Origin of the sequence: Chryseobacterium sp. T20, assembly GCF_047345655.1 — a bacterium.
GTDB lineage: Bacteria > Bacteroidota > Bacteroidia > Flavobacteriales > Weeksellaceae > Chryseobacterium.
This window is the reverse complement of the sequence record NZ_JBLFDU010000002.1, coordinates 81,210-104,516: the sequence shown is the minus strand read 5'-3', so window position 1 is coordinate 104,516 and position 23,307 is coordinate 81,210. Positions and strand designations below refer to the sequence as shown.

The following is a 23,307-nucleotide window of genomic DNA, read 5'->3' as shown; positions in this document are numbered from 1 at the left end:
ATCATTTCTTTATAAGTTATTGGCAAATTTTGATTTATTTACAGTTACTTTATTCTTAAAAGCTTTATAGATGTGGTATTGATTAATATTATTCTGAGTAATCAAAATAGGTTCAGTATTATCCTCAATCACAATTTTAGAATATCCCAGATCTGATGAAAAGGCATTTGAGTTCCATGAATAATACAATTCAACGGCTTTAATTTTATCAAAATCTATTTTTCTCTCTTTTTGGCTCTGTTTATCCAATACTATGATTTGCTTTTCTAAAGGATCAATTTTAGCTTCTTCCCTTATATTTCGCAAATAATATTTTTTTCTGATTAATGCTGTTCCCAAAAAGAGATAAGTAAGAAAAGAAAACAGTAAAACCGGAACAGCAGAGTAAAATATCTTTGATAATGAAAGTTCATTCCAGTCCAGAATCATTTTACGTACAATGGCACCAGAAATAAAAACGGTAAAACACAGATAAAAATACCCCAATATCAAATTGCCTACAATTTTATTCTTTTTATACTCAAATTCCATTTTAACACATTAAAATTGTTTTACTCCACACCTTGTTCTAATTAAAAAACTTCTCCAGCCACTCGTTTTCCAGACGTTTTATTTTTTTGGTTTCAGGGTCAAACAGAATCCAAAGCGTACTTGAGTCTACCACAAGTTCGTCATTGCAATAGAATTCAACTTTTCTTGGCTGTTTGGCTCCTTCGGGAGTCAGAGGATAAGTTCTTACCGTAATGATATCACCCAGATAAACCTGTTTTTTATATCGGATATGATGATCCAGAAGCATCCAGGCATCGTTGACATATTCTGTTTGCTGTTTCAGAAGATCCCAGTGTTCCGCTGCTACTTCTTCCACCCAGTGCACATATTGTACATTATTCACATGATTATTCTGATCAATATGTTCTTCTGTTACTTTGATCTGTTTTTCGTACATTAAATTCATTCTGCTGAAAGTTTACTCAAATGTATCATTTTAAAACAAAACTTTCTTCATTCAACCCCACACTTTTATGCATAAAAAAACGGAATCATAAGTTCTGATTCCGTTACAATATTCAGTATATTGAATTTCTTATTTAGATTTTCCGGCAGGTTTTGCAGGCGTTGCTGTAGCTCCTAATTTAGTTTTTACAAGTGCTGTGATATCTTCACTTCCATCGTTATACACAAGATTATTAGCTTCCTGAGATGCAATATCAAAAACATAATTGATACTTCTTTCTTTAGCAGCCGCAGAAATAGCAGCTTTTACTTTTTGCTGTAACGGAGTAAACAATTCATTTTGTTTTGCAGAAATATCTTTAGCAGCCTGTGCTCTTGATTCTTCAATTTTTTTACCTATAGTCTGTAATTCTGTTTGTGCCGCTATCAGTTCTTTAGTCACGGCTTCTTTGTTAGCTTCACTAAGAGTCTTTTCTTTATCCTGCGCTGCTTTCAGCTTAGCCTGATAATCACCAATTAATTTTTCAATTTCAGTCTGCTTGGTCTTTGTCAGGTTATCCACAGTTGCAGTTATTGTTTTTACTTCAGGTAAACTTGCAAAAATATCATCAGTATTCACGCTTCCAATCTTCTGTTGGGCTTTTGCAGCATTTGCAGTAAGGGTTAATCCTAATGTAATAAAAAGTACTTTAATTAAATTCATTTTTAATAATATTTTTTCAGCCCCAAATATAATTCAAATTTCAATTACTTATCATGTCGTATTTATTTCTTTATTATTTTGAAATATTCACATTGTAAAAACAGGCTTAAGCACTTTTAAATCAAAGAAAAACCTTCCCACAGACGAGAAGGTTTAACATCAAAAAAATATGGAAAAACGACTAATGGAATTGTGCCGTTTCTGTAGAATCTTTCATCGCTACAGTAGCGGAAGAGCCATTGGTCACAATATTCTGTACTTCATCAAAATATCCTGTTCCCACAAAAGACTGGTGTTTTACCGCTCTGAATCCTTTCTGCTGTAATGCAAACTCACGCTCCTGAAGTTCTGAATATCCTGCCATTCCTCTTTCTTTATAAGCTAATGCCAGTTCAAACATAGCTGTGTTCAAAGCGTGGAATCCTGCAAGGGTAATAAACTGGAATTTGTATCCCATTTTAGCCAGCTCTTCACGGAAAGTAGACATTTCTTCCACGCTCAGTCTCGCTGCCCAGTTGAATGAAGGTGAACAGTTATAAGCCAGCATTTTCCCTGGAAATTTCGCATGAATTCCTTCTGCAAATCTTTTGGCCTGCTCCAGATCAGGGTTTGAAGTTTCCATCCAGATCAGATCTGCATAGGGAGCATAAGACAGACCTCTGTCGATACCTTGCTCTACTCCATTTTTCACTACATAAAATCCTTCAGAAGTTCTTTCTCCCGTAACGAATTTCTTATCTCTGTCATCAATATCAGAAGTCAGCAGATCTGCAGCATCCGCATCCGTTCTTGCAATAATAAGACTCGGAACTCCAAGTACATCAGCAGCCAGACGTGCCGCAATCAGTTTATTGACTGCTTCCTGTGTAGGCACCAATACTTTTCCTCCTAAGTGTCCACATTTTTTGGCCGAAGAAAGCTGATCTTCGAAATGTACCCCAGCTGCTCCTGCTTCAATCATCTGTTTCATCAGTTCAAAAGCATTCAGATTACCTCCAAAGCCTGCTTCAGCGTCTGCAATGATAGGCACAAGATATTCTTTATTTCCTGTTCCGCTTACAGACTGCACCTGATCTGCTCTCAATAAAGCATTATTAATTTTCTTTACAACTGAAGGCACCGAATTGGCCGGATACAATGACTGATCAGGATACATTTCCCCTGAAAGATTGGCATCTGCAGCCACCTGCCATCCTGAAAGATATATTGCTTCCAGGCCGGCATCTACTTCCTGCACTGCCTGATTACCTGTCAATGCCCCAAGTCCTGCCACATAATCCTGAGTATTCAGTTTATCCCAGAATTTTTTGGACATTTCTGTAGCAATTGTGTAATCTATGGTATAAGAACCTCGAAGTTTTAAAACTTCTTCTGCTGTATAAGGTCTTTTTACACCGTTCCAACGTGGATTTGTCAGCCAATCTTGCTCTATAGCCTGGATTTGTTCTTGTCTTGTTTTCATAATATTTGGATTTTGTTTGATTAGATTTTGGGGTTCGGGGTTCGGGATACGAGATATGATTGTCAAATTTTCGGACACTCCTACTCTCTCACTCTCAAATTAGATAAAAGGGTATGCTTTAAGGGTTAGAAATTCTTCAAAATTTTCAGAGAAGATCAGCTCATTGAAAAGTTCTTTGGCAAGGTTAAATTTTCCGTTTTGGAAACGGGTTTCTCCTACATACTTTTCAATATTGTCCATTTCTTCTTTTTCCCACTGTAGTACCATGCTTCGGGTTAATGTTCTGTCATCACTCAGGACCGCTTCGTTTTTCAGCCATTGCCAGATTTGTGTTCTTGAAATCTCAGCAGTAGCGGCATCTTCCATCAGATTATAAATAGCGGCAGCGCCAATTCCCATCAACCAGCTTTCAAGGTAAAGAATTCCTACATTGATATTTTTTCGGACTCCTTTTTCGGTAATATCTCCTTTGGGGATTTCCAGCAGCTGGCTTTCTGTTATATGATATTCAAATTTTTTATCGATCTGATTTTTGGAAGGCATATACTCATCAAAAATTTCTTTTGCCACCGCTACCAATGCCGGATGTGCAACCCAGGTTCCGTCATGACCATTTTTCACTTCTCTTTCTTTATCGTTTTTTACTTTTTCAAAAGCAATACGATTAGCTTCATCATTGTCTTTTACAGGAATCTGGGCTGCCATACCACCGATTGCATGTACATTTCGTTTATGACAGATTTCGATCACTCTTTTTGAATATGCACTCATAAAAGGAGAAGTCATTGTCACCTGATCTCTGTCCGGAACGATAAATTCGGGAAGGTTTCTGAATTTTTTAATGTAAGAGAAAATATAATCCCATCTTCCACAATTCAATCCTGCGCTATGTTCTTTTAATTCAAATAAAATTTCATCAATCTGAAATGAAGCAGTAATGGTTTCTATTAAAACAGTAGCTTTAATCGTTCCTTCCGGAATTCCAAGGTAGTTTTGGGCAAAAACAAAAACCTCATTCCACCATCGGGCTTCTTTATAGTGTTCTAATTTTGGAAGATAAAAATAAGGGCCGCTTCCATTTTTCAAAAGCTGTTTTGCATTTCTGAAAAAATAGATTCCAAAATCAGTCAGCGATCCGGAAGCTTTCTCACCATTGATTTCAATATGTTTTTCCGGAAGATGAAGCCCCCGTGGACGAACCTGTAAAACAGCCGTTTTTTCATTAAGGGTGTACGCTTTTCCTTTTTCGTTAACAAAATCTATCTTTCGGTTAATAGCATCAGAAAGATTAATCTGTCCCTGGATACAGTTATCCCAAACCGGCGAGCTGCTGTCTTCAAAATCAGCCATAAACGTAGAGGCTCCGGAATTCAAAGCATTGATAATCATCTTGCGGTCAACAGGACCGGTAATTTCTACTCTTCTATCCAACATATCTTCAGGAAGCGGAGCACATGCCCAATTCCCGTTTCGGATCTCTGCTGTTTCTTTTAAGAACTCGGGAAGATTTCCTTTGTCAAAATTATGCTGGGTATTTTTTCTTACTTCTAAAAGTTCAAGTCTTTTATGATTAAAGTTCCGATGAAGCGAAATCAGAAAATCTGCCAAATCAGGAGTAAATATTTCCTCAAACTGCTTCTGTGACTTTATTTCTAATTGAGTCTTGGTTTCCATAACTTATTGATTTTGTGATTTGATGTTACAAACATAAATAAAAATTTTCACAAACAGCGAACGTTCGCTAAATTTATTTAAAATTTATTATGCGAATAATCGCATCTAATTATTTATATTTGAGTAATGAATTCAGAAAGCGACTTTATCAAAACAGTTTTTGGGCTAAAACTGAAACAGCAGAGACAAAAGAAAAACTGGTCTCTGCAGGACCTTGCTGTAAAAACAGGATTATCAAAATCTTACCTCAACGAAATTGAGAACGGAAAAAAATATCCCAAGCATGATAAAATTATTCAGCTTTCTGAAGCACTGAGTTGTACTTTCGATGATCTGGTTTCTACCAAGCTGGATAAAAGTCTGGCTCCTTTCAACGAAATTCTTCAGTCTGATTTCTTCAAAGAAGTCCCACTGGAATTGTTTGGCATCAATAAGAACAACCTTATCAGCATCATTAGCGATGCTCCTAAAAAAGTAACGGCTTTTATCAATGCTCTAATTGAAATTTCTCAGAATTATAATCTTGGAAAGGAAAGATTTTATTTTGCCGTACTAAGGTCATTCCAGGAATTATATGATAATTATTTCCCGGAAATTGAGGAAAAAGTAGAACTGTTTACTGAAGAAAATCAATTACAGATAGGAAAAAACTTAAAGTCTGATGTTCTGGAGAAAATTCTTGAAGAAAAATTCAGCTATACCATTCAGTCTGAAAATTTTGAGAAATATGGAACGCTGGATAATCTGCGTTCTCTTTTTATTCCTGAAAAAAAGCTTTTACTTCTGAATCAAAAACTGGAAAAGGATCAGAAAACGTTCATCCTGGCAAAGGAAATCGGCTTCAATGTACTGGAATTAAAAAATCGTCCTAACACGTATTCATGGCTGGATTTCGGAAGTTTTGAAGAGATACTGAATAACTTTTATGCATCTTATTTTGCAGGAGCGTTGCTCATTTCAAAAGAACCCGTTATTGAAAAGTCCTCCGAGTTTTTCCAGCAAAATAAATGGGAGCCTAAAAATTTCGAAAGTCTGATTAATAGTTTTACCCGCTCACCGGAAACCTTCTATTATCGACTGACCAATATTCTTTCGGCTGAAATGGGAATCAAAGATCTGTTCTATCTATGTCTGGTAAAAAAGAAAAATTCGGATAAAATTCAGATTTTAAAAGAGCTCCATCTTAACCATCAACAGGCTCCTCACGCCAATGCCACCAATGAACATTATTGCAGAAGATGGATTGCGGTGAAAAATCTTGGTGATTTAAAAGAAAATGAAACTCTGACGGATGCTCAGATTTCTCATTATAAAGATCAGGGAATAAGCTATCTTGTGATTTCTACTTCACAAAAAAATCCTTTCTCAGATGGAAGCAACAGAAGTTATTGTCTGGGGATTTTACTGAATTCTCAAACAATAAAAAAAATAGGGTTTATCAAATCTCCTTCTTTAAAAACCATCAATGTTGGAGTCACCTGCGAATCCTGCAGTATTGCAGATTGTGAAGTAAGACAGGCACCTCCTGTGAGACTGGAAAAGGAGCATTTTAATCTGAGTATGAAAAATTCTGTAGAAAAAATCAGGAAAACGTTTGAAGATGTTTAAAAGTGAATGATGAATTGTCAATGCGCTTCGCTTGTGAATTTTTATGTGAGGTTCGGGATGCGAGATTTGGGTTTGTGAATAATCGGTTTGCTGCTGAAATTTACGGGTAACTTATTTTTCTAAACGCGGAGTTTGCAAAGTTTTCTATACTATTTATAACTTTTCCGATCGTTATAAAGTTTCACTCAGCAACGAAAAAATCCTTCCTCTGCTCAATGAAATTTGCTGGTGAATGATATATGAGATAAACTGACAAACCTTTGCGAACATCATCATTAATAATAATTCACGATTGACTTTGCAACGCAAAAATTGACGATTATTTTATATCTTAGTAAAAACACACTATGATATTAGATGTATTGTTTCCTAACCGCTGCATCCACTGCAACACAATCATTGATTCTGAGCTTTTGGTTTGTGGCCTTTGTTTTAACCAGATTCATTTTACCCATTACAATTATTTTGAAAATAACCCTGTTAAGGAAAAATGCAGTTTATTATTTCCCGTTGAAAACGCTTATTCTTTAATACAATTTGAAGAAGAAAGTTTAAGCCGTAAGATTATTCATGACCTCAAATACAGAGGTAGGGAAAAAACAGGAAAGATTCTTGCCAACTGGACTACAGAACGCCTTAATTTCAATAATAAAAAACCTGATTTACTAATAAATGTTCCTCTTCACCCCAGGAAACTCAAAGAGCGCGGATATAATCAACTTCATTTATTCACAGAAACGTTGTCTTCATTTTACAAAATCCCTTTCGATCATCAATTAATTAAACGAAATTACTACTCAAAAGCTCAGGCTTTAAAAGACAAGAAGCATAGATTGGAAACCATTAATACATTTTCAGTCACCCGACCCGTTTCCGGGAAGCACATTCTCCTGATTGACGATGTTTTCACCACGGGAAACACAGTGTCATCGGTTGCGTGGGAGATTTTGAATGCCGGAGACAATAAAGTAAGTGTATTGGTGATGGCTGTGGACATTTGAGGCGGGGAGCGAGGTACGAGTTTCGGGATGGTGAGATACGAGATACGAGTTCCGAGATATGAGGTGCGGGATTTTGGGCACGGATCATATTCAAAAATATTTCCAAACCTAAATGCTTCTAAACTCTCTCAAACACCCACTTAATCTATTTTCATGATTCAATTCTTTTTCCTAATTTTCCGGAAACTATACAACTATGCCAAATCTGCTTTTACTGCACGGAGCTTTAGGTCACAGCGACATTTTCAAACCTTATCTGAATACGCTGTCCCAATCTTTCACGGTACACACCCCTTTATTTTCAGGACACGGAGATCAGGAACTCCCTGCAGATGGCATCAATATTGAAAAATATACTCAGGAATTATCTGAATATTGTAAGGTGAACAATTTGACTGAAGTATCAATTTTCGGACATAGTATGGGTGGCTATGTTGCGCTTTGTTATGCCATGGAAAACCCTGAAAATGTAAATTCTATTATAACATTGGGAACAAAGTTCGACTGGACTGAGGAGCAGGCTTTAAAAGAAAGTAAGATGCTTAATCCTGATATTATTCTTGAAAAAATTCCGCAGTATGCTCAGCTTTTAGAATCACAGCACGGAACAAAATGGAAACAACTTCTTCCGGCTATTGCTGATTTAATGATTGATTTAGGTAAAAATCCTCCTCTGGAAAATAATTTTGCCACAATTACTACTCCAACTCAAATTATGGTGGGAGATAAAGATAATATGGTCACTATTGAAGAAAGTATGAGAGTGTACAGAAGCCTTCCAAACGCAAAATTGGCCGTACTCCCGGATACAAAGCATCCTATGGATAAAGTACGACCTGATTTATTATTGAACTTAATAAAAGATTTCTGGAATCTTTCTTAAGTTATCTCTGAAGTTTTTCTCCGTAGCTTAAATCTCCGGCATCACCCAATCCAGGAGTGATATATCCTTTTGAAGTTAAATGTTCATCGATAGCTCCTACCCAGATGTGCGCTTCAGGATAAGCATTCTGAATTGTTTCAACGCCTTGTTTTGAAGCAATGGCTGCTACGATATGAAGCTGGGTTGGATTTCCATTGGTTAATAAGTCTTTGATCGCTTCAATTAAAGAAGCTCCGGTTGCCAACATGGGATCTGCTACGATCAAAGGTCTGCCTTCGATGCTTGGGCAGGTAAGATAATCCTGTTTGATTGAGAAATAATCGTTGGCATCATGTTTTCTGTAAGCTGCCACAAAACCGCAGTCTGCTCTGTCGAGGTAATTCAGGATTCCTTCGAATAACGGAACTCCAGCTCTTAAAATGGTTGTAATAACCGGTTGCACAGCAATTTCCCTGCTTTTTATTGTATCTAAAGGAGTTTGAATTTCAACTTCTCTATACTCCAGTCCTTTACTGATTTCAAAAGCGGCAATCTCCCCGATTCTTTCCATATTTCTTCTGAATCTCATTCGGTCATGCTGGATAGTAACGTTTCTAAGTTCGTTAATCCATTCGTTGACCAGAGAAAAGTGTTGCGATAAAATAGTAAGCATGAAAATTTTATTTTTAATTTCAGTTAATTGATATTAATTGCTGCAAAATTACAACTAAAAAACGAATTGAAAGATTGCGTTGAAGGAGAAGTCCGTTCTGATGGTATAAAAAACTCCGGCAAGCTTTGCTTGCCGGAGTTTTTGTGAACAGTAGTTCTTATTATTTTTGTCTGAAATAAACTTCAATTGGAACCCCGGTAAACCCGAATTGTTTTCTCAACTGGTTTTCAGTAAATCTCTTATATGGTTCTTTCACATATTGTGGAAGGTTACAGAAGAATACAAACTGTGGTGAAGGCGTAGGAAGCTGTACACAATATTTGATTTTAATGTATTTCCCTTTCAACGCCGGTGGTGGTGTCTGTTCGAAGATCGGAAGCATTACTTCATTCAGTTTTGAAGTCTTAATTTTCTTCTTACGGTCTTCATACACCTCCATGGCTACTTCTACAGCCTTTAAGATTCTCTGCTTCGTTAAAGCTGAAACGAATAAGATTGGAATATCCTGGAACTGACCGATTTTATCTTTGATTGATTTTTCGAAATCACGCATCGTATTGGTCTCCTTATCCTCAATCAAATCCCATTTATTCACAAGGATTACAATTCCTTTTCTGTTTTTCTGAGCTAAACCGAAGATATTCATATCCTGAGATTCCCATCCTTGTGTTGCATCCACCATGATGATCACGACGTCAGAATACTCAATAGAACGGATCGATCTCATTACAGAGTAGAATTCAAGATCTTCGTTTACCTTAGACTTTCTTCTCATCCCTGCTGTATCTACCAATACAAACTCATGTCCGAATTTGTTGTACAAAGTCTGGATACTGTCTCTGGTAGTTCCTGCAATATCGGTTACGATATTTCTTTCAACATCCAATAATGCATTGGTCATCGTAGATTTTCCTACGTTTGGACGACCTGCAATCGTGATTTTAGGAAGCCCTTCGAAAGGATCTTTATATTCTGTAGTAGGGAAATCTTTAACGATATCATCTAGCAAGTCTCCTGTTCCTGAACCTGTAGCAGAAGAAAGCGTGTAATATTTATCAATTCCTAACTGATAGAATTCTGTTGCAGGAAGTTCTTCCTTTGCAGAATCTACTTTGTTGATAACAATATAAATTGGTTTGTTGGATCTTCTAAGAAGTCTGTAGATTTCGTAGTCTGTGTCAGTAAGTCCTTCTTCTACGTTCATCATAAAGATAATAGAAGTGGCTTCATCCACTGCTAATTGTACCTGTTTACGGATTTCTTCTTCAAAGATATCATCTGTACCTACATCATACCCTCCGGTATCAATTACCGTAAAGTCTACTCCATTCCAGTCTGATTTCCCGTAGTGACGGTCTCTGGTAACACCAGCTGTAGAATCTACAATAGCTTCTCTTCTTTCTAATAAACGATTAAAAAGCGTGGATTTTCCTACGTTGGGACGTCCAACGATTGCGACAATATTTGACATAAAAAATGTTTAATAATCCTCTTACTTTGCTCAAGGATATGTTATTAATGGGTTACTCCAACTTTTGGAGCCCAATTTTTTGCAAAGATAGGGTTTTATTATTTAACAGATGGAAGCTGGGAGAAGGAGGCGGAAAGTTATTATCCATCGGATAAATTAATGTAAACCTTACTCTTCAAATTGAACAGATAATATCCACAAATCTACTGTTTCTGGGTAGAAACACATTTTTTTTAAAATTTTATTGAAAAATAATTATTTGGATATCAATAAGTAAAGCATTTTACATCCTTATTATGTTAATTAATCTTTAATTTAGATTTTCATATTTAAAATAATTTCTATAATTTCGCGGCATAGAAACAGACCCATGGTGTAGCGGTAACACTACTGATTTTGGTTCAGTCATCTGGGGTTCGAATCCCTGTGGGTCTACAAACCATCCTTTTTAAGGATGGTTTTTGGTTTTTGTTCCCTTTTTGAAAAATAAAAAAGGGAGATACTGAATTAGTCATAAAAGAGGATCAAGCACAAAAGTTTGGTTAATCTAAAGAGGAAAAATGCTCTATCCTTTACCCCTCTATGCTGCATTCTGAAGTTTTTGATTTTAGCATTAAAAGATTCAGCAGAAGCATGAGTACTTCTTTTGTCAAAAAAGGCTAAGCTTTCTCTATAATGATTCATTATTGTTTTTCTTAAGATAGATTCTCCAGTAGTTTTATCAATCCATCTCCTTCTTTTGATATGAAGCAGAACCCGTTTTCCCCTCAAAGGAAAATCTTCAACAAGAACCGAAGAGTGAAAACCATTAGAATAATATGGACGATGGGTGAATTCTTGGGGAATGATACTCTTCTCCTTAAAATAGATAGGAAGCACTCCATCAACTTCTTCTGCTTTTATGATATCAAAGTGCTCTACTAAAAATCCGGAAGTAAGAGCTTTACTAGCTCGTCAGGAATATACATATTCCAAATTTAAAAACTTAACACTACATCCACAACTTTTGAGACTGATCCCATTTATGGTACTCATATAAAGTATTGATGAATTGATTATTAATTCACACCGTCTTATTTCGGTTAAAAATACTTGTTACTGCAACTACAGGATAGTGAGGCCAAAAAACTTTTATAGGGACCAAAAAACAATGAAATTTGCACTCTAAAGAATGTGAATGATCATTGGAGTCAAAAAAATACACCAAGAAAACAGCATAGAAAAAATGTAAAAGAATGTAGTTGATTTAAAATAAATTACAAAAAAACATTGCAAAAATATATGTTTTCTAAGTTGTAACCCTATTAATAATTCACTAATTGACAGTACGGTAAAAGAGGGCGAAAATCAATAATTGCTCAAAAGAAATAGAATTCTATTTAACTACAATAAGTCTATCAAGAATAGACTTTCCCTCAAATCATCAATTTTATAAAAACTAATTTCCAATAATAATGAAAGTACCATTAAAAACAATATTTAGCTGGTTTGAAAAGGGTGATATACCCACAGAACAGCAGTTTCAGCAGACCTTTTCTTCATTCCGTCATTTAGATGAAAACATCAGGATGGATGAGGTAATGGGTTTAAATGAAACTTTTCAAAAAACGGTATCCAGCACAACTTTTACAAATCATCTGCAAGATGAAAGCGCACACAATTTAGTGCTCGCAAAACTTAATGCATCCAATCTTACTGCTAGAAATGTGGAAGAATGGAAAGAAAAATTAAAGATCAAACTAGCAGCCACTATAGACGATGGTGAAGAAACCGGAAATGTCTATACAAAGGAGCAAATCGAGGAAATTGTAAATATACTTCAGGCAAAAGATAATGAAATGCTTGAGCTGACTGCAAAAATCAACGAAATACTAACCTCGAATGATGACAACCTTGATAAGCTTCAGAAAATCGTAGACTATATCAAAGAAAACAGGGAGCAGATAGAATTGCTTAAAGGTTCAGGAGCAAATTCTTCCTTTGGAGGAATTGTAAGGCCTACTGATAATATTATTGTTAAGCCGGGATCAGCAAAATGGTTTTGGGCAGGGAGTGGAGTTTACGAAAATGCTTCAGGAGTTACGATTGAAAATTTCGGAATAATTTCCTTTGACGGTTTTGTTTGGTCTGTTCTGGAGGTTAATATGCCTGGAGGTGGAACAGATGGTTTTATTGATTTAACACAAGAAGATTAAAATGAGATATACAGGAAGAATTTATTTTACAAATTATGAAAGATCAGATAAAGAAGTTGCAGATAATTTCATTTATCCCGTCATGTTTTTTATTAAAAATGAAGATGGAAAAATCATTAAACAGATTGCATATTCAGCTTTAGGAGAAAAGTCAGAAAGTGAATATGGAACTGGTGGTGGAACCGGAGGAGGCAATGGAATTGTTTTCCGCGCAAAATCTGAAATACCTGCATCGTTCGTAAAATCATTTGGAAGTGAAGTTAGAATAGTTTTTTCGTGGTCATCCATCGACAGCGTTGATGGTAGCGAGACTGGCGGAGGAACTGCGAGTATTTTAAAAGGAAACACGATCCTATTTAATAAAAACATTAATCAGGGAGCCAATGAGATAGATATCACGTCATATATTTTGGCGGGAGATAATACAATAACGCTTAGTATAACCGATAGTTATGGAAATAATAGGAAATTAAAATATGATATTCAAACAATAGCACTTGCTTTAAGTACTACATACGACAAGACCACTATTAATTCGGGGCCCATCATTTTTCGATATATTCCAACCGGGAATGTCGAGAAGACGATTCATTTCAAATTAAACGGATCAGATCTTCCGCCTGTAGTTACTTCAATAAATAACAAAGAGCTCCTTTATGAAATTCCTGCACAGTCGCACGGAGTTCATATCTTAGAGGTGTATATGACCGCTGATTTGTCAGGAGAGATCATTGAAAGCAATCACTTATTTACAGATATCATCAGCGTTGTTGCCGGTAATTTAACGCCTCTGGTTTCTTCAGCAAATAATGTTGTTGCTAATCAATATGCTCCAACTTCGATTGAATATCTGGTGTATTCACCATCGTCAAATTATAGCGATGTTGAGATTTTGGTCGATGGAGCGAAGGTTTCTGAATTACTTGTAAATAGAAGTTTGCAGAAGTTCACCTATACATTTACGGACTCAGGTGCGCACACTGTAACTTTTAAATGTGGCAATGTCACAAAAAATACTTCAGTAGTTGTAACTGCTTTCGATATTCAAGTTGAAGCCGAAACGTTAGGCTTGGAATTATTTTTAAGCAGTCGAAACAGAAGCAATTCAGAGATTAACAAAAACGAGTGGAAATACAAAAACCTGTCATGTACTCTTACTGATTTTGATTTCAGCACCAATGGGTGGGTTCAAGATTCAAAGGGTTCTGTGGCACTTAAAGTGAGCGGAAATGCAAGGGTTGAGATTCCTTTTAAAATATTTGATAACGATTTTAAAACAGGTGGTAAAACATTAGAATTTGAATTTTCAACTTCAGATATAAAAAACAGTGACAGTACTATTTTTTCTTGTAAAAATGGAAATGTTGGATTTGTTGCTACCTCAAATTCGTTTTCGTTCAGTTCTGAGCAGGACAGCACGTCCATATTTTTTAAAGAAGAGGAAAGGATTCGTGTAAGTGTAGTCGTTACAAAGGTTGCAGATCAAAGATTGGTATTTGTGTATATCAATGGAATTATATCTTCATTATATCAGTATAATTCATTAGACAGCTTTTTACAACAAGCTCCCCAAAACATTACTATTGGAAGCAGTGATTGTAATATTAATCTATATAATATTCGGGTTTATAATAATAATCTAAACGCCGATCAGATGTTGTCGAATTTTATTGCTGACATGGATAACCTGGTTGAAAAAGTCAACATTTACGAGAGAAATAAATTGTATGATGCATTCGGAAATTTGTCCTACGATAAATGTTTACAATCAATTCCATGCTTAACCATTGTTGGAGATTTGCCAACTTATAAAGGCGATAAAAAAACAATTGTTGGAGAGTATGAAAATGCTCAAGATCCTACAAAATCGTTTTCTTATGTAAATGCGAGTATTGATGTTCAGGGTACATCCTCACAATATTATCCCCGAAAAAACTTTAAAATCAAATTTAATGGAGGTTTTAAAAATGGTGAAATAAATTCTTCAAAATACAAGCTTCGTGATAATTCCTTGGCGGAAAAGACATTTACTTTTAAAGCTGACTTCATGGAATCTTCAGGTTCTCACAACATTGGTCTGGCGAGGCTTGCTCAAGATTCTTTAAATCAATTGGGTTATTTAGTTCCACCACAATTAATTGATCCCAATATCCGTACTACGATGGACGGGTTTCCAATGCTTATATTTCACAGAGCGACACCAGATTCGGAGCGTATTTTCTTAGGGAAATATAATTTTAACAATGATAAGTCAAATGAAGCGACAACGGGTTTTACAGGGGGTCAGGAATGCTGGGAATTTTTAAACAATACATCAGATAATACATTATTTATTGCTACAGATTTTCAAAGTGTAGACGAAAATGGTAAGCATTTATGGAAAAATGATTTTGAGGGAAGATATCCGGAAGATAATGAAGATACTTCGAATCTTGAAGCTTTGCATAGATGGATTGTGAGTTGCAAAAATAATCCTGCAAAATTCAAAACCGAGGCTCCAGATCATTTTAATATTCAGTTTTTACTGTTTTATTATGTATTCACTGAATTTTTTGCAATGGTCGATCAGCGCGCTAAAAATCAAATGTTTGCGATGTATCCGGATGCGCAAGGAAACAACCGTTGGTATCTTATTTTTTATGATAATGATACGGTTTTAGGTCTTAATAACGAAGGCCACAATGTGTATGATTACTGGGTGGAAGCTCACGACGAAGTAGGAAGTGGTTTTGTCTGGAATGGGGCCTTATCCGAGCTTTGGAAATTGGTTGAAGTAGCTTTTGATACTGAAATTACGGCTTTGTATCAGCAAATGAGAGCTTCAGGAATTCTGACTTATGATAAGTGCAACACTTATTTTAACACATTAGAATCTGACAAATGGGCGGAAAGTATTTTTAATGAAGATGCGAAATATAAATATATAGATCCTTTGGTTGTTGCTGGGAACGGAAGTTACTTATACACCGCACAAGGCTCAAGAAAATCACACAGGAATTATTGGTTATTAAATAGATTCAGATATATGGACGGAAAGTATGACACCTCTACTTTCTCTTCTGATTATATCACGATGAGACTTTATACCCCTTCGGGCACGCCTGTAGTTGCTCCCAATGCTAATTTTTTACTAACTGCTCAAAAAGACGGATACACTAAAATTAAGTTTGGTTCCTATATCAGCCGTGCGAGGCTTAGAAAAAATGTTGCATCTTTAGTTCAAGCTCCGGCTATTACTTTTAACGATACAGAAACTATTATCTATGGTGCATCTGCAATTAAAGATCTTGGAGATTTGTCAGGAAAGTATCTTGGTACTTTAGATGTTTCAAAAGCGATGAATTTGTCGAGGCTTCGAATTGGAAGTCAAATTTCCGGTTATTCAAATCAAAATTTGAGAAACTTGTTTATTGGTAATAATACACTTCTGGAAGAGTTGGATGTAACGAATTGTCCAAATCTAAAACAGTCAATAGATCTTACTCCTTGTACAAGTATTAAAAATATTTCCGCTGCAGGAACAGGAATATCGTCGGTATTATTGCCAAAAGGTGGTTTGCTTGCTTCCTTAATTTTGCCAAGTACAGCAAGTACTTTAATATTAGATAATCAAAAATTTATTAAAAATTCTAACTTAACTTTTACAGCAAGTTCAATTAAAACACTTGTTATCAAAGATTGCCCTTTAATTAATGTTAATGACATTGTTTCAAATCTAAAAAATTTGAGCAGAGTGAGAATTAATAATCTAAATGGAAATAGTACTTCTAGCGAAAATTTCTTTCCACTTATCAATGCTAAAGGAGTTGATGATTTAGGTAATACAACCCCACATTCTATCGTTGAAGGAAAATGGACTTTTGCTAATATTTATCAAGAAGATAAAGATTTCATGGAAGCGAATTGGCCCGACTTTCATTTTACTTATACAAGTATTACCAATTTTATTCAGATTTCGGATATACAAAGAAAAACTACATTATTAAAAATCTATGATACTAATGGTGATGGTGAATTAAGCTTTTCAGAGGCAAGATCTGTTACTGATATACCTGCCAATACTTTTAATCCTTATACTAATTCAGGAACATTTTTAGGTGGAAGTTTTGATGAATTTAGATTTTTTACAAATGTAGAAACTATTGGAGATCACGCATTTGATAATAACACATTGTTAAGTATAACTTTTCCACCCAATATCAAGAAAATAGGTAGAAATGCCTTTCAATTATACGATACAAGTGTTATAAATGGCAGCTTTGATAACGTTGAAGAATTGGGTATTTCCCCAATTATGGGAAAATACATAGACATTAATTTGTTTAAAAATGTTAAGATTTACGATGTATATTCGTTTACCTACATGTATCCCAAAGCTGGTAAATACAATCTCCCTTATATCACGCGAATATTTCCGGAAATGCTTACTACAAATATAAACAATGCAAATGTTGAAGATTATGTTACTAATTTTGTTGATCTTACAGGATGTACAAGTCTGGAAAGAATAGATTCATTGGGTTTAAAACTAAGATTAAGGACTGGTGAAAGTGAAATGACTATTATATTTCCCGCTTCTATTAATTATTTGGCAAATGGTTGCATGCATCTGAGTGCAGCTGGTGGTCAAACCAGTGTTAAAAAAGTAGTAGTAAAAGTATTGGCAACAACACCTCCTATTTTGGTAGGTACAAATCTCGTTTCTGATGGGATTATTATTGATAAAGTAGAAATTCATGTACCCGCCGCAAGCGTTTCTGCTTATAAAACGGCAACCAACTGGAGCTATTTTGCCGCAAAAATTTATCCGATAACATAATAATAAAATATGACACAGACAGACAATATAATTAAAGCGGATCCTGGGAAATGCTTTAAAAGAAAAATAGATGGAGTTGTTTTTGGCGATGAAATCTATTTGGGAACAACTTATTATCTTGATGGAATAAGACTTCAAGAACCAATTCAGGAAACTCCTGATGATTTTGAAGAAATTGATATTGAGGTTCGAACAGAAGAAATTAATTAAAAAATGATAAATTTTATTACCTATTTCCCGAACGGAAATTAATGACTTGTCCTGAAAATACGATACAGATCTTAGGATAAAAATAAATAATTATAAAATTTACATGTTTAAAAATCTCAAAATACTACCGAATATAATGGCAAATCAGTTAGAAGCTTTGATAGAGCTATCAGGTCTTCAACTATTTGGTTCGACATTTGTTCGATTTTGACTACAAACCATCCTTTTTTAAGGGTGGTTTTTTTTATTCTAAAATGAAATATGAACGTGATATATAAAAAAAGGCAGCCTTAAAAGCTGCCTCTCCTTATTTTCATTTTTACTTATTAGACCAGATCAAACCTATCCAGATTCATCACCTTCGTCCATGCTGCCACAAAGTCTTTCACAAACTTACCTTGAGCATCAGCACTTCCGTATACTTCAGCCACGGCTCTCAATTCAGAATTAGATCCGAAAACAAGGTCCGCACGTGTTGCCGTCCATTTTGGCTGACCTGTTGAACGGTCAGTTCCCATATACAGTTCTCTGTCATCTGACATTGCTTTCCACTGCGTTCCCATATCCAGAAGATTCACGAAGAAGTCATTGGTAAGAACTCCCGGACGGTTGGTGAATACGCCATGTTTTGAACCGTCAAAGTTCGTATCCAAAGCACGCATTCCTCCTATCAATACCGTCAATTCAGGAGCAGTAAGAGTTAAAAGCTGCGCTTTATCAATCAATAAAGATTCGGTAGATACCGTGTATTTTCTTTTCAGATAATTACGGAATCCATCAGCAGCAGGCTCAAGGTAACCCATAGATTCTACATCCGTCTGTTCCTGAGAAGCATCCATTCTTCCCGGAGCAAAAGGAACTTTCACCTCCTGACCAGCATTTCTTGCGGCAGATTCTACAGCAGCATTTCCTGCTAGTACAATTAAATCTGCCAATGATATTTTTTTACCTCCGTTTTGAGAATCATTGAATTCTTTTTGGATGCCTTCCAGTACGTTTAATACTTTATTCAGTTGTGAAGGATTGTTTACTTCCCAGTTTCTTTGAGGCTCTAGTCTGATTCTTGCTCCGTTGGCCCCACCACGTTTATCACTTCCTCTGAAAGTAGAAGCGGAAGCCCATGCTGTAGAGATCAGTTCAGCATTGCTTAATCCTGAGTTTAATACTTTTGATTTTAATGCTTCTACATCATTTCCATCCACCAATTCATGATTCACTTCCGGAATAGGATCCTGCCAGATCAATTCTTCCTGTGGAACATCCGGTCCTAAATAACGGGCACGTGGTCCCATATCTCTGTGTGTCAGTTTAAACCATGCTCTAGAAAAAGCATCGGCAAAGGCATCAGGGTTTTCGTAAAAGTGTCTTGAAATTTTTTCGTAAACAGGATCCAGTCTCAAAGAAAGGTCTGTGGTAAGCATTGTTGGTTTATGCTTTTTAGAAGAATCGAATGCATCAGGAATAATATCAGCTCCATCCTTAGCTACCCATTGGTGAGCTCCGGCAGGGCTTTTTGTCAATTCCCATTCATTTTCGAAAAGGTTTTTAAAGAAATAATTACTCCACTGAGTCGGAGTTTCTGTCCAGGTTACTTCCAGACCACTGGAAATAGCATCTTTTCCGCTTCCTGATTTATAAGTGCTTGCCCATCCAAGTCCCTGCTGTTCAATTCCTGCAGCTTCAGGCTCTTTTCCTACATGATCTGCAGGACCTGCTCCATGGGTTTTACCGAAAGTATGTCCTCCGGCAATCAAAGCAACGGTTTCTTCGTCATTCATCGCCATACGTCCGAAAGTATCGCGGATATCTTTAGCAGCTGCAATAGGATCGGGATTTCCGTCCGGACCTTCAGGGTTTACATAAATAAGTCCCATCTGTACGGCAGCCAATGGATTTTCAAGATTTCTTGAATGAATATCACCATCCGCATTATCATCGGTAGGAAGCACGGCTGATTGTCCTTCTACAACTCCTTCTGAACCGTGGGCATAACGTAAATCACCTCCAAGCCAAGTTTTTTCTGATCCCCAATATACATCGGAATCCGGTTCCCAAACGTCTGCACGTCCTCCTGCAAATCCAAATGTTTTGAAGCCCATTGATTCAAGGGCGATATTTCCTGTAAGGATTAAAAGGTCTGCCCATGAAATGTTTCTACCATATTTTTGTTTGATAGGCCACAATAATCTTCTTGCTTTATCAAGACTTACGTTATCAGGCCAGCTGTTTAATGGGGCGAAACGCTGTTGCCCGGCTCCTGCTCCACCTCTTCCGTCCCCTACACGGTATGTTCCGGCACTATGCCAGGCCATACGGATAAACAGAGGACCATAATGACCAAAGTCTGCCGGCCACCAATCCTGAGAGTCTGTCATCAATGCATGAAGGTCTTTTTTTACTGCCTCCAGATCAAGGCTTTCGAATGCTTTGGCATAGTCAAAATCCTTATCCATAGGATCTGAAAGGGAAGAATGCTGACGCAGAAGATCTACTCTAAGCTGATCCGGCCACCAATCAGAATTCTGGGTTCCTCCGCCTGCTACGCTCTTCTTCATTGTTCCGTTGTGAAACGGGCATTTACTGATGTCATTCAAATCTTTTTCCATTGTCGTTTATTTTATTTTTTATGTTGATTAATACAGTTTCAATTTTCTATTGTAAGAACATGACAAACCTACAACGTTTCACTGATAAATACAATCTATTAATTTTTATTTCAACGATAGTTAAAAACTATAAATAAATATTTTCAACAGCTTTAAAGCTAAGACATAATTGAGGTATTAAGTTAGTCATTTTTCAGATTAACTTAAATAAAAACAGCAGCATACAGCCCAATTTAGAATTACTCAACGTAAGAATTTTAAAGGAGAAAGGAAGTTAGAGGCTGGAAGAAGAAAGTTGAGCAGCAGTATGAAAAGTAACTTGATAATTTCTGAAAAAACACACTATTTCAACGATTTCTAAAAGCACTTCCCTCTTCCTCCTCCCAACTTCCAGCTTTATCCCACTAAAAATAAATTAACTACCTTTATATTGACCAAACATGAACACTATGAAAAAAATAATTGTTGTGATTCTCGTTGCCTTTATCATCATCCAGTTTTTCCCAATTGATAAAACAAATCCACCACTTACTCCAGGAATGGACTTTCTAAAAATTAAAAATACTCCGGAAAAAATTGCCCGTACCCTCAGAACATCCTGCTATGACTGCCACTCTAATGAAACCAAATATCCATGGTATAGCAGTATTTCCCCAACTTCATGGTGGGTAAAAAATCATATTGATGAAGGCAGAAAACATCTTAATTTTTCTACCTTTGCAGTATATGAACCTCAGAGACAGATTCATAAGTTGGAAGAATGTATAGAAATGGTTGAGAAAAAAGAAATGCCGCTAGAGTCTTATTATTTAGGTCATCAGAATGCTAAATTGTCAGATGAACAGCGTGCAGATCTTGTTCAATATTTCAAAAAAGTAAAAGAAGACACTGAAAGAGGAATCATGTTTAATAAATAAAGTCATGGAAAGTTGGGAAAATAAACATATTGTTTTTTTTGACGGAGATTGCGGAGTTTGTAATTTCTGGGTGCAGTGGATTTTGGAGAGAGACAAAAAAGACCAATTCATGTTTGCTTCTCTTCAATCTGATTTCGGACAGCAGTTTTTATCAGAAAGAGGGCTTGAAACCAATGTATTCAATACGATGTATCTTTGGAAACCCGGACGGTATTATCAGATCAAATCAAGAGCCGTTCTGGAAATTGCTAATTTACTGGGAGGAGTTTATAAACTTTCCTTTGTTGGGAAAATCCTGCCAGCATCTTTAAGTGACAAAGTGTATGATGTCATTTCCAGAAACAGAATGAAACTGGCCAATCAGAAATGTTATTTACCGGATCAGCATCAGAAGAAAAAATTTATTCAGGTGTAATTTTCTTACACAATTTCATTGAACCTATAAAAATATCATTCCGTAAAAAACTCATACAATTTGACATTGAAAATAATGGATTGTATGGATTCCTACGGAATGACAAATAAGACGTATAGATGTTCTTGTTTAATGTTTAATGTTTAATGTTTAATGTTTAATGTTTAATGTTTAATGTTTAATGTTTAATGTTTAATGGAAATTAAACTGAATAACAACCTGCTACCAACTTCATAATTCATAATTCATCATTTATCATTACTCATTACCGATTGCTCATTACTCATAAATTCGGCGACCACACAGAATAAGAATTTGGCGGACATTGGATTTTCACCCATTTATCTCCCTGAGTTGTTGGATACCAACTTGAATTTCCTGTGAAATCTTTGATCTGCTGACTGCTCCAGTTCGTTTCTATCCATCTTTCCTGCCAGCTTGAAGAGGTATTGATATAAACAACAAGCCCTGGATTACCGTTGTAACCATTACGTCTTGCAATATATTCATCGTTATCAGTATACAGAATGGAAGTTGTTCCGGTGGCTTTATTATTGTGAATCCAGATGAGGTTGTTCAGTCTTTCTTTGTTTAACCATTCTTCATAATCTCTGTAAAAAATGGTCGGATAACCTTCATGGGTGAGGATATAAGCATAGGCCGGCATTTTATTGTAAATAATATCGGTATCATGATTAGCAACAAAAGTGACTGCTTTGTAGGGATTTCTTTTCCACATCATATCATCATTCAGAACGTTTAGGTTACCGTTATCAAAGGCTTCATCCATTTTATAATAAGCAGCAAAATCGAATACGGAACTGTTCGCATTATTTGCCCACCACTCTAATGTATTGACGTTGGAATCCCATAATTCTCCAACTGAAAATCCTCCTACTTTAGAATTCCAGGTATTGACCACCCATGGCCCGAAACCTTTAACGTAATCAAACCTCCAGCCATCAAATTTCATCACATTTTTATAATATTTTGCCACGGAATCGTCTCTTCCCCAAAGCCAGTCCTGCACATGAGGATTAGCGTGACATAAATCCGGGAAGCCACCAAAGGCTCCTTCATCATTATTCCCGTAAGAATTTTTATAAAAGTCATTATAGTTTCTCTGGAATTTTCCGGATGCCACTCCTGAAAAATTCGTCCAGGTATTGGTTCCTGTAAAAGGATTGGCTTCGGATTGTCCTCCACTGTTATGATTGATGACAATATCTGCATACACCTGCATATTTTCAGCATGTGCCTTTGTAATCAATGCTTCCAGCTCAGCTCTTGATCCGAAACGGGTTTCTGTACTTCCATTTTGATTAAAATCTCCAAAATCATAATAATCGGTAGGGTCATATCCCATAGAATAAGCCCCATTCTGAGCTTTTGATGCTGGCGGTAACCATACAGCACCAATTCCGGCAGTAGACCATGCAATCAATTTGTCTTTAACGGTATTCCACCAGTTACCCCCTTCCGGAACATCCCAGTAAAAACCTTGCATCAGAACTCCACCACCCGGTCCGGCTGTGAATTTACTTTGTGCAGAACCTGAACCGCTTCCTGTACTGAAAGGTCGGCCATCATGATGGGTAACATTCACTGTTTTGTTGTGAACCTCTTCCTGTCTGGAAGGTTCAGTTGTCAATTCATCACTGGTTCTACATGAGCTTACTAATGCTAAAGCCAGCAGTGAAAGGAAAAAGTTTGTTTTTTTCATCGCTTTAATTA

At 36.2% G+C, this 23,307-nt stretch carries 18 protein-coding genes and 1 tRNA gene; 9 read left to right on the top strand and 10 right to left on the bottom strand.

Annotated elements, in window-relative coordinates; translation table 11 throughout:
* Positions 1-9 precede the first annotated feature (9 nt).
* From ACMA47_RS05780 to aceB, 5 genes are all read right to left on the bottom strand, one after another.
* Positions 10-531, bottom strand: coding sequence for a hypothetical protein (locus ACMA47_RS05780; protein WP_413929042.1), 522 nt, complete (start codon positions 529-531; stop codon positions 10-12).
* A gap of 37 nt (positions 532-568) precedes the next feature.
* Positions 569-958 carry an acyl-CoA thioesterase gene (locus ACMA47_RS05775; protein ID WP_413929041.1) on the bottom strand — a complete coding sequence of 130 codons (390 nt, stop codon included), beginning with the start codon at positions 956-958 and terminating at the stop codon, positions 569-571.
* 129 nt (positions 959-1,087) lie between these two features.
* Entirely contained in the window at positions 1,088-1,660 is a 573-nt protein-coding gene (locus tag ACMA47_RS05770) for an OmpH family outer membrane protein (RefSeq protein ID WP_413929040.1), read from the bottom strand.
* 181 nt (positions 1,661-1,841) lie between these two features.
* Positions 1,842-3,122 (bottom strand): isocitrate lyase, encoded by a 1,281-nt coding sequence (gene aceA / locus ACMA47_RS05765; RefSeq protein ID WP_413929039.1) that lies wholly within the window; start codon positions 3,120-3,122, stop codon positions 1,842-1,844.
* 99 nt (positions 3,123-3,221) lie between these two features.
* A complete protein-coding gene (gene aceB / locus ACMA47_RS05760; RefSeq protein WP_413929038.1) occupies positions 3,222-4,796 on the bottom strand; it encodes a malate synthase A in 1,575 nt (524 codons plus the stop codon).
* A 126-nt stretch (positions 4,797-4,922) separates the two neighbouring features.
* On the opposite strand from aceB, the gene ACMA47_RS05755 reads away from it, so the two are divergent.
* The 3 genes from ACMA47_RS05755 to ACMA47_RS05745 all read left to right on the top strand — a co-directional run bounded on the left by ACMA47_RS05755 (position 4,923) and on the right by ACMA47_RS05745 (position 8,288).
* Positions 4,923-6,404 carry a helix-turn-helix domain-containing protein gene (locus ACMA47_RS05755; RefSeq protein ID WP_413929037.1) on the top strand — a complete coding sequence of 494 codons (1,482 nt, stop codon included), beginning with the start codon at positions 4,923-4,925 and terminating at the stop codon, positions 6,402-6,404.
* Between the two features lie 347 nt (positions 6,405-6,751).
* On the top strand, positions 6,752-7,405 hold the full coding sequence (locus tag ACMA47_RS05750; RefSeq protein WP_413929036.1) for a ComF family protein: 654 nt from the start codon (positions 6,752-6,754) through the stop codon (positions 7,403-7,405).
* A 196-nt stretch (positions 7,406-7,601) separates the two neighbouring features.
* Positions 7,602-8,288: an alpha/beta fold hydrolase gene (locus tag ACMA47_RS05745; RefSeq protein WP_413929035.1), complete on the top strand. Its 687-nt coding sequence runs from the start codon at positions 7,602-7,604 to the stop codon at positions 8,286-8,288.
* Position 8,289: 1 nt separating this feature from the next.
* Here ACMA47_RS05745 and upp read toward each other — a convergent pair whose 3' ends face one another.
* Both upp and der read right to left on the bottom strand, forming a co-directional pair.
* Positions 8,290-8,940, bottom strand: coding sequence for a uracil phosphoribosyltransferase (gene upp / locus ACMA47_RS05740; protein ID WP_034696811.1), 651 nt, complete (start codon positions 8,938-8,940; stop codon positions 8,290-8,292).
* Positions 8,941-9,100: 160 nt separating this feature from the next.
* Positions 9,101-10,411, bottom strand: coding sequence for a ribosome biogenesis GTPase Der (gene der, locus ACMA47_RS05735; protein ID WP_034696809.1), 1,311 nt, complete (start codon positions 10,409-10,411; stop codon positions 9,101-9,103).
* A 364-nt stretch (positions 10,412-10,775) separates the two neighbouring features.
* Between der and ACMA47_RS05730 the strand changes: the two genes are divergently transcribed.
* Positions 10,776-10,846: transfer RNA gene (locus ACMA47_RS05730), tRNA-Gln, on the top strand.
* A gap of 72 nt (positions 10,847-10,918) precedes the next feature.
* On the opposite strand, the gene ACMA47_RS05725 is transcribed toward ACMA47_RS05730, so the two are convergent.
* Entirely contained in the window at positions 10,919-11,290 is a 372-nt protein-coding gene (locus ACMA47_RS05725) for a transposase (protein ID WP_413929034.1), read from the bottom strand.
* A 575-nt stretch (positions 11,291-11,865) separates the two neighbouring features.
* Between ACMA47_RS05725 and ACMA47_RS05720 the strand changes: the two genes are divergently transcribed.
* Genes ACMA47_RS05720 through ACMA47_RS05710 form a run of 3 tightly spaced genes read left to right on the top strand, consistent with a single transcriptional unit; the run spans position 11,866 to position 17,635 of the window.
* The gene (locus tag ACMA47_RS05720) at positions 11,866-12,606 is read left to right on the top strand and encodes a hypothetical protein (protein ID WP_413929033.1); all 741 of its coding nucleotides are present in this window, start codon (positions 11,866-11,868) and stop codon (positions 12,604-12,606) included.
* A gap of 1 nt (position 12,607) precedes the next feature.
* Entirely contained in the window at positions 12,608-17,425 is a 4,818-nt protein-coding gene (locus tag ACMA47_RS05715; RefSeq protein ID WP_413929032.1) for a leucine-rich repeat protein, read from the top strand.
* A 9-nt stretch (positions 17,426-17,434) separates the two neighbouring features.
* On the top strand, positions 17,435-17,635 hold the full coding sequence (locus ACMA47_RS05710; protein ID WP_062676176.1) for a hypothetical protein: 201 nt from the start codon (positions 17,435-17,437) through the stop codon (positions 17,633-17,635).
* A gap of 326 nt (positions 17,636-17,961) precedes the next feature.
* Here the strand turns inward: ACMA47_RS05710 and katG are convergent, their stop codons facing one another.
* Positions 17,962-20,241, bottom strand: coding sequence for a catalase/peroxidase HPI (katG, locus tag ACMA47_RS05705; RefSeq protein WP_413929031.1), 2,280 nt, complete (start codon positions 20,239-20,241; stop codon positions 17,962-17,964).
* A gap of 449 nt (positions 20,242-20,690) precedes the next feature.
* Between katG and ACMA47_RS05700 the strand changes: the two genes are divergently transcribed.
* Together ACMA47_RS05700 and ACMA47_RS05695 are read left to right on the top strand one after the other, a co-directional pair.
* Positions 20,691-21,158: a heme-binding domain-containing protein gene (locus ACMA47_RS05700; RefSeq protein ID WP_413929030.1), complete on the top strand. Its 468-nt coding sequence runs from the start codon at positions 20,691-20,693 to the stop codon at positions 21,156-21,158.
* Positions 21,159-21,162: 4 nt separating this feature from the next.
* A complete protein-coding gene (locus ACMA47_RS05695) occupies positions 21,163-21,573 on the top strand; it encodes a thiol-disulfide oxidoreductase DCC family protein (protein ID WP_120232147.1) in 411 nt (136 codons plus the stop codon).
* Positions 21,574-21,856: 283 nt separating this feature from the next.
* Here ACMA47_RS05695 and ACMA47_RS05690 read toward each other — a convergent pair whose 3' ends face one another.
* Positions 21,857-23,296 (bottom strand): alpha-amylase, encoded by a 1,440-nt coding sequence (locus ACMA47_RS05690; RefSeq protein WP_413929029.1) that lies wholly within the window; start codon positions 23,294-23,296, stop codon positions 21,857-21,859.
* Between the last annotated feature and the right edge of the window lie 11 nt (positions 23,297-23,307).

What these genes read in the sequence shown, in the direction of transcription:
- ACMA47_RS05770 (WP_413929040.1), bottom strand. Translation starts at nt 1,660, where the DNA reads ATGAATTTAATTAAAGTACTTTTTATTACATTAGGATTAACCCTTACT.
- ACMA47_RS05755 (WP_413929037.1), top strand. Translation starts at nt 4,923, where the DNA reads ATGAATTCAGAAAGCGACTTTATCAAAACAGTTTTTGGGCTAAAACTG.
- ACMA47_RS05690 (WP_413929029.1), bottom strand. Translation starts at nt 23,296, where the DNA reads ATGAAAAAAACAAACTTTTTCCTTTCACTGCTGGCTTTAGCATTAGTA.
- ACMA47_RS05745 (WP_413929035.1), top strand. Translation starts at nt 7,602, where the DNA reads ATGCCAAATCTGCTTTTACTGCACGGAGCTTTAGGTCACAGCGACATT.
- ACMA47_RS05780 (WP_413929042.1), bottom strand. Translation starts at nt 531, where the DNA reads ATGGAATTTGAGTATAAAAAGAATAAAATTGTAGGCAATTTGATATTG.
- ACMA47_RS05775 (WP_413929041.1), bottom strand. Translation starts at nt 958, where the DNA reads ATGAATTTAATGTACGAAAAACAGATCAAAGTAACAGAAGAACATATT.
- ACMA47_RS05695 (WP_120232147.1), top strand. Translation starts at nt 21,163, where the DNA reads ATGGAAAGTTGGGAAAATAAACATATTGTTTTTTTTGACGGAGATTGC.
- aceA (WP_413929039.1), bottom strand. Translation starts at nt 3,122, where the DNA reads ATGAAAACAAGACAAGAACAAATCCAGGCTATAGAGCAAGATTGGCTG.
- der (WP_034696809.1), bottom strand. Translation starts at nt 10,411, where the DNA reads ATGTCAAATATTGTCGCAATCGTTGGACGTCCCAACGTAGGAAAATCC.
- ACMA47_RS05710 (WP_062676176.1), top strand. Translation starts at nt 17,435, where the DNA reads ATGACACAGACAGACAATATAATTAAAGCGGATCCTGGGAAATGCTTT.
- katG (WP_413929031.1), bottom strand. Translation starts at nt 20,241, where the DNA reads ATGGAAAAAGATTTGAATGACATCAGTAAATGCCCGTTTCACAACGGA.
- upp (WP_034696811.1), bottom strand. Translation starts at nt 8,940, where the DNA reads ATGCTTACTATTTTATCGCAACACTTTTCTCTGGTCAACGAATGGATT.
- aceB (WP_413929038.1), bottom strand. Translation starts at nt 4,796, where the DNA reads ATGGAAACCAAGACTCAATTAGAAATAAAGTCACAGAAGCAGTTTGAG.
- ACMA47_RS05715 (WP_413929032.1), top strand. Translation starts at nt 12,608, where the DNA reads ATGAGATATACAGGAAGAATTTATTTTACAAATTATGAAAGATCAGAT.
- ACMA47_RS05700 (WP_413929030.1), top strand. Translation starts at nt 20,691, where the DNA reads ATGAAAAAAATAATTGTTGTGATTCTCGTTGCCTTTATCATCATCCAG.
- ACMA47_RS05720 (WP_413929033.1), top strand. Translation starts at nt 11,866, where the DNA reads ATGAAAGTACCATTAAAAACAATATTTAGCTGGTTTGAAAAGGGTGAT.
- ACMA47_RS05750 (WP_413929036.1), top strand. Translation starts at nt 6,752, where the DNA reads ATGATATTAGATGTATTGTTTCCTAACCGCTGCATCCACTGCAACACA.